Origin of the sequence: Longimicrobium sp. (assembly GCF_036387355.1) — a bacterium.
Classification (GTDB): Bacteria; Gemmatimonadota; Gemmatimonadetes; order Longimicrobiales; family Longimicrobiaceae; genus Longimicrobium.
The window spans coordinates 1-10,155 of sequence record NZ_DASVTX010000541.1; the positions used below are offsets into that span (position 1 = coordinate 1).

At 70.8% G+C, this 10,155-nt stretch carries 8 protein-coding genes and 1 pseudogene; 4 read left to right on the forward strand and 5 right to left on the reverse strand.

The features are described 5' to 3' along the window. The first annotated feature begins 201 nt into the window (after window positions 1–201). The 3 genes from VF665_RS23315 to VF665_RS23325 all read left to right on the forward strand — a co-directional run bounded on the left by VF665_RS23315 (window position 202) and on the right by VF665_RS23325 (window position 1,994). Window positions 202–396 (forward strand): hypothetical protein, encoded by a 195-nt coding sequence (locus VF665_RS23315; RefSeq protein WP_331055885.1) that lies wholly within the window; start codon window positions 202–204, stop codon window positions 394–396. Window positions 397–442: 46 nt separating this feature from the next. Then, window positions 443–637: a hypothetical protein gene (locus tag VF665_RS23320; RefSeq protein ID WP_331055886.1), complete on the forward strand. Its 195-nt coding sequence runs from the start codon at window positions 443–445 to the stop codon at window positions 635–637. A 214-nt stretch (window positions 638–851) separates the two neighbouring features. Then, complete coding sequence (locus tag VF665_RS23325) at window positions 852–1,994, forward strand: 6-bladed beta-propeller (RefSeq protein WP_331055887.1); 1,143 nt, start codon at window positions 852–854, stop codon at window positions 1,992–1,994. A gap of 101 nt (window positions 1,995–2,095) precedes the next feature. Here the strand turns inward: VF665_RS23325 and tadA are convergent, their stop codons facing one another. The 4 genes and pseudogenes from tadA to VF665_RS23350 all read right to left on the reverse strand — a co-directional run bounded on the left by tadA (window position 2,096) and on the right by VF665_RS23350 (window position 7,959). Further along, window positions 2,096–2,617, reverse strand: a complete 522-nt coding sequence (gene tadA / locus VF665_RS23330; RefSeq protein ID WP_331055888.1) for a tRNA adenosine(34) deaminase TadA — start codon at window positions 2,615–2,617, stop codon at window positions 2,096–2,098. 78 nt (window positions 2,618–2,695) lie between these two features. Then, window positions 2,696–3,352 (reverse strand): transcriptional repressor LexA, encoded by a 657-nt coding sequence (lexA, locus tag VF665_RS23335; protein ID WP_331055889.1) that lies wholly within the window; start codon window positions 3,350–3,352, stop codon window positions 2,696–2,698. 323 nt (window positions 3,353–3,675) lie between these two features. Continuing rightward, entirely contained in the window at window positions 3,676–5,121 is a 1,446-nt protein-coding gene (gene gltX, locus VF665_RS23340) for a glutamate--tRNA ligase (RefSeq protein ID WP_331055890.1), read from the reverse strand. Between the two features lie 898 nt (window positions 5,122–6,019). Beyond that, window positions 6,020–7,959: pseudogene (locus VF665_RS23350) on the reverse strand (M1 family metallopeptidase). 158 nt (window positions 7,960–8,117) lie between these two features. Between VF665_RS23350 and rocF the strand changes: the two are divergent. Further along, window positions 8,118–9,050: an arginase gene (rocF, locus tag VF665_RS23355; protein ID WP_331055892.1), complete on the forward strand. Its 933-nt coding sequence runs from the start codon at window positions 8,118–8,120 to the stop codon at window positions 9,048–9,050. 31 nt (window positions 9,051–9,081) lie between these two features. Here the strand turns inward: rocF and VF665_RS23360 are convergent, their stop codons facing one another. Next, complete coding sequence (locus VF665_RS23360) at window positions 9,082–9,864, reverse strand: DUF5715 family protein (protein ID WP_331055893.1); 783 nt, start codon at window positions 9,862–9,864, stop codon at window positions 9,082–9,084. Window positions 9,865–10,155 lie beyond the last annotated feature (291 nt).

The following is a 10,155-nucleotide window of genomic DNA, read 5'->3' on the forward strand; positions in this document are numbered from 1 at the left end:
GCAGCTCCTGCCGCCGGCCCGCTTCCTCCGCCTCCCGTCCGGCCGTCGGGGGCGGCGCGTTCGCCGGGCGGCTCCGCGGCCCGGTGCGCAAACAGAAGACTCATCATTCGGTGTCGGAAAACATCAACATCATTGACGTCAGTTCCTGCCCGGACTACCCTGCTTCAACCTTCCTCCCTCTCCTCTCTCGACGGGATCTGCATGAAGAAGCTCATTGCCGCATCCGCGCTGGCCGCCACCATCTTCGCCGCTCCGCTGCGCGCGGAAGACGAAGATCAGCAGCTGTACGAGTGCGTGACCCAGACCCAGACGGTGACCACGACGACGTACTGGAGCGACGGCAGAATCACCACCGATTCGCACTCCATCAGCATCCGCACCTGCAGGCCCATCTGACCCCGCGCCACCCCCTTCTCCCAACCTCCTCTCAGACAGAAACTACATGAAAAGGTTCATCGCCGCCGGTGCACTAGCCGCCGCATTCCTCGCCTCCCCCGTCCGTGCGGAGGAGGAAGAGCAGCAGTTGTATGAGTGCGTGACCACCACTACGACCACGGTCCGCACCATCACGTACAGCGACGGAAGCAGCCGGACCGACACGGTCACGACCGTGCGGCGGGTCTGCACGCCCATCTGAGGAGTCTCCAAATGCACGAGGTTCCGCCGGCGCGAGGATCGCCTCAACGCGCCGGCGGAACCTTTCGCACATGCCCGGTCCCGGCGCGGCGAAACGACGCAGCCGGCGGAACGCCTGTTCCAGCCACCCCTCGAGCGCTAGAATCGCGCGTGCCCCTATCCGGGCATTCGTCCCATCCCCGTCACGCAGCCCTGCCCTGATGCTCCCTGCACGAATGACCCGCGTATCCAGACGCAACCTCCGGCAGGCGTGCGTGGCGCTGCTGCTCCTGCTCACCTGGGGCTGCGGACCGGGGGAGGACGACGCCCCCGCGAACCAGAACCCTTCCTGGACGGCCGGGCAGGCGTGGAGCGTGATGCCTGCAGGCAGGATCGGCAAAAGCGGGGAGGTGGATTTCGGAATGATCGTGGACGTGGCGATGGACGCGGAGGGCCGGGTGTGGGTCGCGGACGCGTCGTCCAACGACATCCGGGTGTTTACCCGCGATGGTGAACTGGTCAGGACAGTGGGGCGTCGCGGCGGCGGCCCCGCGGAGTTCACCAGCCTGGGCGGAATGGACTGGGACCTCGCAGGGCGGCTGTGGGTGATGGACGGCGGGAACGCGCGCTTCTCCGTGTGGGACACAGCGGGCAATCTGGTCGCCACACATCCCAGGACCGTCGACGTCTCGACGACGCCCTGGCCGCTCGGGTTTGACCGGAGTGGCCGGCTGTTCGACGTGGCCTCCGTGGGCGGAGCCGAAATCGACGCGCTGGTTGCCTACGACTCGCTCCTGAAGCCGCTGGACACGCTGCGCCTTCCGCCCTTTCAGGAGCCCGCCGCCGAACGCGTGTCCATGAACGGTTCCAGCCGCGTCGTTTCGCGCACGGTCCTGCCCTTCTCGCCCTCGCAGAAATGGGCGCTGGACCGCCGCGGCTACGTGTGGGTGGCGGTCACGGACAAGTACCGGATCGAGCGGCGCGGCCCGGACGGCCGCGTGGACGGGGTGGTCCGGCGCACGGTGCCGCCGGTGCCCGTGAACCGCGTCCAGCGGAACGCGGCGCTGGAGCAGCTGCGCACCCTGAAGCGGCAGGGCGCGCAGGTGGATGAATCGGCGCTGCCCACCACGCTTCCTGTGCTTTACTACTTCTTTGCGTCCGAGGATGGCCACCTGTGGGTGAGCACCGCCAAGGGGGACGGCTTCGGCTACGACGTGTTCACGCCCGCGGGCCTGTACCTGGGCGAGGTCCGCACGCCGGAACGGCTGAGGCCGTCCCCCGCCCCGGTGATCCGCGGGGACTACATGGCCGGTGTGGCGACGAACGAGGACGGCGAGGAAACGATCCTGATGCTGCGCATCGTTCGCCCGGGGCGCTGAACGGCGCTCCACGATGCCGGTACGGCCGATGAAAGCTGATCGCGCGAACGAGAAGAGCCCCGTCCGGCTGAACGGGGCTCTTCTCGTTGACGCTCTCTGGATCAGAGAGGCGGCGCGGCGTCGCCCGGGGCGGCCGCCGGGTCCGCCATGGCCAGCGGCGTGCGGGGGCGGCGGCGGGAGCGGAAGAAGGCGCGGAGCACTTCGCCGGCCTCGTCGGCCAGCACGCCCGTCGTGAGCTGCACGCGGTGGTTGAGCCGCGGGTGCTGCACCAGGTTGTCCAGCGACCCCACCATTCCCGCCTTGGGGTCGTGCGCGGCGAACACCAGCCGCGGGATGCGCGCGTGCACGATGCCGCCCGAGCACATGGTGCACGGCTCCAGGGTGACGTACAGCGTGCACTCCAGCAGCCGCCAGTGGCCGGTCGCCTGCGCGGCGCGGCGGATGGCCACCATCTCCGCGTGTGCCGTGGGGTCCTGCAGCGTGTGCGTGAGGTTGTGGCCGGTGCTCACCACCTCGCCGCCGCGCACGATCACCGCGCCCACCGGAACCTCGCCCAGCGCCTCCGCCGCGGCGGCCTGCTCCAGCGCCAGCCGCATCCACCGCTCGTCCTGGTCGCTCTGCATCAACGTACGGTGGAGGGTGGATACACAAAGGACCCCGGCACCAAGCCGGGGTCCCTCCCTGCTGTCCCGCCCCGGCGCTCAGTGCGCGCCGGTGACGATGGCTTCGGTGTGGGCGCGGGTAAAGCGGCGGTACAGGCCGGTGACGCGGCCCAGGACCACGAAGTCGTTGTGGTCGTGCACCAGGATGGGGGCGTAGGCCGGGTTGGCCGGCTCCAGCACCACCTGCCCCGCGTTGGCGAAGTAGCGCTTCACCGTGGCGTCACCGTCCACCCGCGCGGCCACGATGTCGCCGTTCTGCAGCTCGTCTTCGGCCACGGGCTCCACCAGGACCATGTCCTTTTCGGAGATGCCCATCCCCGTCATGCTGTCGCCCTTGACCTCCAGCAGAAACGCGTCCGCGGAGCCCACGAGCTTGCGGTCGAACTCGAACTCCTCCACCACGTCCTCGCGCAGCAGCACGGGGACGCCGGCGGCGATCTGCCCGTAGAGCGGAACGCTGGCGACCGCCGGGGCCAGGTTCATCCCCAGGATCTTGACGCCGCGCGAACGGGACGCGTCGCGCTCGATGAAGTTCTTGTCCGCGAGCGACTGCAGGTGCTCCGAGACCGTTTTGGTGCTCTTGATCCCGAACCGCTTGCCGATCTCCCGGATGCTCGGCTGGTACGTGTTCTCCTTGAGGTAGTCCACAAGGTAGTTCAGGATCCGGCGCTCGATCTTGGTCAGCGCTTCAGGCATGCCCGCCTCCGCTGGACGTTTTTGCGTCCTCCGTTGTGTCTCGGATTCTCGCTGAATCCGTTCGGTTACTCCTGGCCCGGGAGTGCGCGGGTGGGGCGCCGCGATGCAGCCCCGCCCTGCCCAACCTGTTTGCCCGCCGCGCGATACGTTTCCCGTTCCGCGAGGGGGCGGTGCGCGGCGTGTTTCCCACGTACCCCGGCCTACGGGCGCAACTTAGGCGCGCTCCCGGTGGAAGTCAACGATGTTGATTCAGATGGCGCCGCGCGCGCCCGCCTGTCACCCGCGTGGCACGCCGGCCGGGAGTCGAATCTTCGTCCAGACCACTACGCCGCCGCGCCCCGCAGCCGCTCCAGCGCGCGGTCGATGCGGCGCAGCACGCGGTCGCGCCCCAGCGTGTGCACCACGAAATCGATCCCCGGGCTGGCGGCCTGCCCCACCAGGGCGATGCGCAGCGGCTGCGCCACCTTGCCCAGCCCCACCCCCGCGGATTCGGCGGTCGCGCGCAGGGCGGCGTCGATCCCCTCGGCGGTCCACGGCTCCACCGCGGCCAGGGCGGCGCGCACGGCGGCCAGGCGCTGCGCCGTTTCGTCCGCGTTCTTCCAGTGCTTGGCGATGGAGGCCTCGTCGTACTGCTCCACCTCGTCCACCAGGTAGGTGCGGGCCTGGGCGGCGATCTCCAGCGTGGTGCGGCCGCGGATGCGCAGCTCCTGCAGCAGGTGCAGCAGCCACTCGCGGCGGCTCTCCACCTCCTCCGCCGCGAGCAGCCCGGACGAAACCAGGAGCGGCGCCACGAGCGGGAGCAGGTTTTCCGCCGGGGTGAGGGCGATGTGCTGGCCGTTCATCCACTCCAGCTTGGCGGTGTCGAACACGGCGCTCTTCTTGTTCACCCGGTCCAGCGAAAAGCGCTGCACCAGCTCGTCCATCGTCATCACTTCCACGTCGTCGCCGGCGTTCCACCCCAGCAGCGCCAGGAAGTTGTTCATGGCCTCCGGCAGAATCCCCTGCTCCGCGTACTGCCCCACCGCGGTGGCGCCGTGGCGCTTGCTGAGCCGCTTGCCGTCCGGCCCCAGGATCATGGGCAGGTGGGCGAAGCGGGGGACGGCGGCGCCCATGGCCTGGTACAGCAGGATCTGCTTGGGCGTGTTGGCGATGTGGTCGTCGCCGCGAATGACGTGCGTGATGCGCATGTCGATGTCGTCGGACACCACGGCCAGGTTGTAGATGGGCGTGCCGTCCGTGCGCAGGATGATGAAGTCTTCGATGCTCTCGTTCTTGAACCGCGTGTCGCCGTGCACCTCGTCGTCCCACGCGGTGTCGCCTTCCGGCACGCGGAAGCGGACGGCGAACGGCTCGCCGGCCTCGGCGCGGCGGACGCTTTCGTCCGCGGGGATGGCGGCGCAGCGGCGGTCGTAGCGGTACTCCTCCTTCATGACGTCGCGCCGGGCCTGCAGCTCCTCGGGCGTGCAGAAGCAGCGGTACGCCGCGCCCTGGGCCAGCAGCCTGCCGACGTCGCCCTTGTGGCGCTCCAGACCGTCCGCCTGGTGCACGGGGCCCTCATCCCAGTTGAGCCCCAGCCAGGTCATGCCGTCCAGGATTGCCTGCGTCATTTCGCCGCTGCTGCGTTCGCGGTCGGTGTCCTCGATGCGGAGCACGAAGACGCCGCCCGTGCGGCGGGCCAGCAGCCAGTTGTACAGCGCGGTGCGGGCGCCGCCGACGTGCAGAAAGCCGGTGGGGCTGGGGGCGAAGCGGACGCGGATCTGGTCGGCCATGGTCGGTGCGTGGATCGTATGCGGAAGCGCCGCGTGGGCGGCGCGCGTGCGTCGGAACCGAACGGGAAATGTATCGCGGCGCGGTGCGGTGCGCGACTGGAGTTCCGGGGGCGGCCTCCGCCCGGCCCGGCGGCCCTCACCCGGGCCCGGCACCGGGGCAGGACGGGTCGGGGCGGACGTCGCGTCAGGCCCCGGGCGCGTCGTGCACCCCCGCTGAGCGGCTGAAGCCGCCGCAACAACGGCTGAAAGCCTCACGATACTGCCGTGAGGCTGCTCCTGCGCGGGCGAGCGGTCCGGTGGAGGCGCGCGGCCCCGCTGAGCGGATGAATCCGCCGCAACAACGGCGGAAAGTCCCCCCAAACAGACGGGGGGACTTCACCTGCATGAGGCGGATGGCCCCGGTGTGGGCAGGCGGGCTCCACGGCGGCCCCCACCCGGGTTCGCAGTACTCACCCACCCTCCCCCAAAACAGACTGGGGGAGGGTTGCGGGGCGGACGATTCGGCGTATTGGGCACAATCTTGTGTGACCCGAACTCTCCTGAGCGGATGAATCCGCCGCTCCAGAAGCGGTAAGTCCCGACACGGCGCCACAGGCGCGCCGTTCGGGGCTTCAACTGCATTCAGACGCGCGATTCGGTGTGGGATCCCTCCACTCTCCGCGCGGCAGTTTGCGCGGGGAGGGCCGGGTGAGGAGCGCCGTTGGTGTGTGCCCCCTCTCCCACATCTGTTCGTGGGAGAGGGTGGACGCGTCTCAGCGCGGCCGGGTGAGGGCCACACCATCCGCCGCGCCACACTCCGCATCCCCCGCATCCTTCCACCCATATGATCCATCCCCCGAACGAACGCGCGGCCCGGGATTGCTCCCGGGCCGCGCGTCGTCCATCCACCCCGACCCGGTCAGCGGACGATGGCGTCCACGGAACCGGAGGTGACGGGGTGGTACCCGGGACGCGCGATGGCGTAGATGCGGCGGGCGTGGCCCCTGCCCCACTCCCCCTGTTCCATCAGCGCGGAAAAGAGCGGGCGCACGAACTTGCGGCGGCCCTGCGTGGTCAGGAACCGCTCCAGCGCCGGCAGCGCGGGCTCGTAGCGGTTGCGCACCGCCATCTGCAGCCAGGCGAACAGGATCTCGCTGTTCCCCTGCCGCGACAGGCCGAACGCGCGGTCCAGATCCGCCAGCCGCGCCGCCGGAAGCGTCTGCGGCAGCGCGCCCAGAAAGTGCTGCCACTCCTGCGTGGTCCACCCCTGCGTCTGCAGCTGCCCCGCCGCGGTGCCGCGCGCAAAGGCCTGCGCCTGCGCCTCCACCCGCGCGAACGCACCGGACCGCGGAACCACCGCGTTGGCCGGAATCCCCGGCTGCCCCACCCAGGCATCCAGCCCGATGCGCTGCTCCAGCGCCGCGTCGCCGCGGATCAGGTTGGCGCGGATGTCCGCCAGCAGCTGCTCCGTGGTCATGGGCTTGAACGCGTTGCGGTCAAAGTACGAGCGCAGGTACGCGTCCCACCGTTCGCGGCCCACGGCCTGCTCCATCGTGCGCAGGAACGCGGCGCCCTTCTCGTAGGCGATGTCCGTCATCCCCGCGTCGGGGTCGCGGCCGGTGAGGTCCAGGTGCAGCCGCGTGTCCGCGCCGGTGGGGCCGCCCGCATCCTCCACCGCGCCCTGCAGGCTCTGCCATCCCAGGCTCGCCAGCATGGCGGCGCGCTCCGGGCCGTACAGCGCCTCCATGATGCGGTTTCAAAGTAGGTGGTGAACCCCTCGTTGATCCAGAAGTCTGCCCAGGTCGCGTTGGTGACCAGGTTGCCGGACCACGAGTGCGCCAGTTCGTGCGCCACCAGCGACACCAGCGAGCGGTCGCCCGCGAGGATGGTGGGGGTGGCAAAGGTCAGGCGCGGGTTTTCCATCCCGCCGAACGGAAAGGACGGCGGCAGCATGAGGATGTCGTAGCGGCCCCACCGGTACGGGCCGTACAGCGCCTCGGCGGCGTCCACGAACTTCTCCAACTCGGCAAGCTCGTACGCGGCGCGCTCCAGCATGGCCGGCTCGGTGTACACGCCGGTGCGCGGCCCCAGTTCGCGGAACGCCAGGTCGCCCACGCCCAGCGCGATCAGGTACGGCGGAACGGGACGGTCCAGCGCGAAGCGAAAGGCGCGCCCGCCCTCGGCCGGCTCTCCGTTGGGCGTGAGCATGTCGGCGCTCATCACCGCCTTGAGTTCGGCGGGAACGACGATGCGCGCGGCGTAGGTCTGGCGGATCCCCGGGCTGTCCTGCGTGGGAATCCAGCTGCGGGTCAGAATGGCCTGCCCCTGCGAGAACAGGTACGGATGCCGCTTGCCCGCCGTCTGCTCCGGCGTGAGCCACTGCAGCGCCCCCGCCGTGGGGCTGGTGGCGTACGAGACGACCACGCGGCGCGTCCCCGCCGGCAGCTGCACCGTGAGCGGCTGGCCCAGGATGGTGTCGGTGGCGCCCAGCGCCCAGCGGAGCGCGCGGCCATCGCCGTCCGTCACGCCGCGGATGGTGAGGCCCTTGGTGTCCAGCACGATGTCGTCCGCCCCGGAGGCGGCCGCCACGTCCAGCGCGGCGGTGCCGGACAGGACCTTGGCCGCGAAGTCGGCGCGCAGGTCCAGCGCCACGTGCGTCACGCGCGCCTCGTTGGGCTGCGCGTAGGAGTGGATGTCGCGCACCAGCGGTTCCATGGCGGGCTGCGCCGCGGCGGGCGCGGTGGGCGTGGACACGGGCGCGGCGGACGGTGTGGAGGCGGGCTGCACGGCGGGCGCGCAGGCGCCCAGCAGGCCGGCCAGCGCGCCCGCGGCGAGCGGAAAATACGGTCGAACGGTCATCGGGGTCTGTTCATCGGGTGCCTGGGGCAATATATCGCCGGGAGAATCATGCACATCGCCGGCCCCGGGCGACAGAACCCGCGGCCGCGACAGATGTTCCCGCCCCGCCGCGCTCCCGCGGAAACGGGCGGGCGTGACAAACGGGATCAGGCGAAACGATGCAGATCGATGTGATCGGGGTGCCGCTGGACTACGGCGCCGGACGCCGCGGCGTGGACATGGGCCCGGCCGCGGTGCGCCACGCGGGGCTCTTTGACAAGCTGCGCGAGCTGGGGCACGACGTGAACGACCGCGGCAACATGCTGGTCCCCATCCGCGAAAACGCGGAGGTGGGCGAGCCGGGGCTGCGCTACCTGGGCGCGATCGTTCCGGTAATGCAGTCGCTGGCGGATTCGGTGGAGCAGAGCGTAAAGGCGGGCGGCTTTCCCGTGGTGATCGGCGGCGACCACTCGGTGGCGCTGGGCTCCATTGGCGGGCACGCCCGGGCGCGCAACATCGGCGTGGTGTGGATCGACACGCACGGCGACTGGAACACGCCGCAGACGTCGCCCTCGGGCAACATTCACGGAATGCCCATGGCGGCGCTGTGCGGCTACGGCGACCCGCGCCTCACCACCATCGGCACGGGCGACCCCGCAAAGGCGAGCATCGACCCGCGCAAGGTGGCGCTGGTGGGCACGCGGGACCTGGACCCGGGCGAGCGCAAGCTGATGCAGCAGGCGGGGGTGAGCGTGTTTTCCATGGAGTCCATCGACCGCTACGGCATCGCGGACGTGATGGAGGCGGCGCTCAAGGTGGCCACGGCGGGCACGGACGGCATCCACGTCAGCTTTGACCTGGACGTGCTGGACCCGCAGCACGCGCCCGGCGTGGGCACCCCCGTTCCCGGCGGGCTGACCGTCCGCGAGGCGCACCTGGCGATGGAGATGCTGTCCGGGAGCGGGATGGTGCGCGGGCTGGACGTGGTGGAAGTGAACCCCATTCTGGACGAGCGCAACCGGACGGCGGAGCTGGCCGTGGTGCTCTCGCTGTCCTGCCTGGGGCTTCGCGTATGGCCGAACGCCCCCGCCCTGGGGTCGGCGGAGGCGTAGCGGTGGTTTCCGTCCCGGCGGAGCGCGCGGCTCAGGCGCGGCGCATCCGCCGGCTGCGGCCCGCGACGGCGACGGCCGCCAGCACGCAGGCCGTGAGCACCGCCAGCACGCCGCTGTCGTAGTCATCCTTTGCCGCCAGCCGCGCGGCGGCGGCGTGCGGCGCGGGCGCGTCCGCGGCCGTCTTCTTCGGCCGCGGGCGCGGGGCGGCCGTGCGGGCGAAGCTGGCGCGGGCCGCGGGTTTGCCGTCGATCCGCTCCAGGTACGCGGAGTAGGCGCCCGGAAAGACGGCGACGTGGTAGTGCGGCGGCATCCGTTCGCGCGTCACGTCCAGCACGCCGCGCGCTTCCAGCCCCAGAAGCGCCCCTTCCAGCCACGCGCGGCACTGCGCCCGGGTGCTGATGCGCAGGTCCGCCGCCATCCCCGCCGGGTGCACGGACAGCTTGTGCGCGTTGCGGGGCTGGCCGGAGGTGGGCCGGGTAAGGCTCGTGACCACAAGCCGTTCGCCGCAGGCGTCGCGGTACTGCGCGCTCAGGCGGTCCAGGAACGTCGCCACTTCCGGGCGGGCGTACGGGTGCGACACCCGGGCCAGGCGATAGTTGTCCGTGGGCCGGATGCGCACCAGGTAGCCCTGTGCCGCCAGCCGGCGCACTTCCGCCGCGTCGCGCAGGAACGAGTAGTCGCTCGCCTTGGCCACATCGTGCTGGTGCACCATGCTGGCGGGCGAGCCGCGCAACGTGGGCTCCTTGGCGTGGGCCGGGAGCGCGGACAGCAGGCCAAGGGCCCCAGCCGCCGAGAGAACGCGCAGAGTCTTCATTCGGGCTCCCTCGCTTTCAGGGGTCCGGGATTGATTTGGCGCTTATCTGTATGCGGATAAACAAGTTAGCATGATCTTGCGCCGCGCGGCACCCCCCGCGGTCCGGCGGGCGGTCTGAACGGCAACTGCCCTCACCCGGAGGACGCGGGGGGAGCGGAGGTCGCGGGGAGTGCGGTGCCGGCTACACCGCGGCGCGAGAGGGGGCGGCGGAAGGGTGGACGAGCGGGAGGGCGGATTTCGGCGGTTTTCCGCCCTGCCTCGGTTGAAGATCGGCGGCGGGGCCGCTATTCT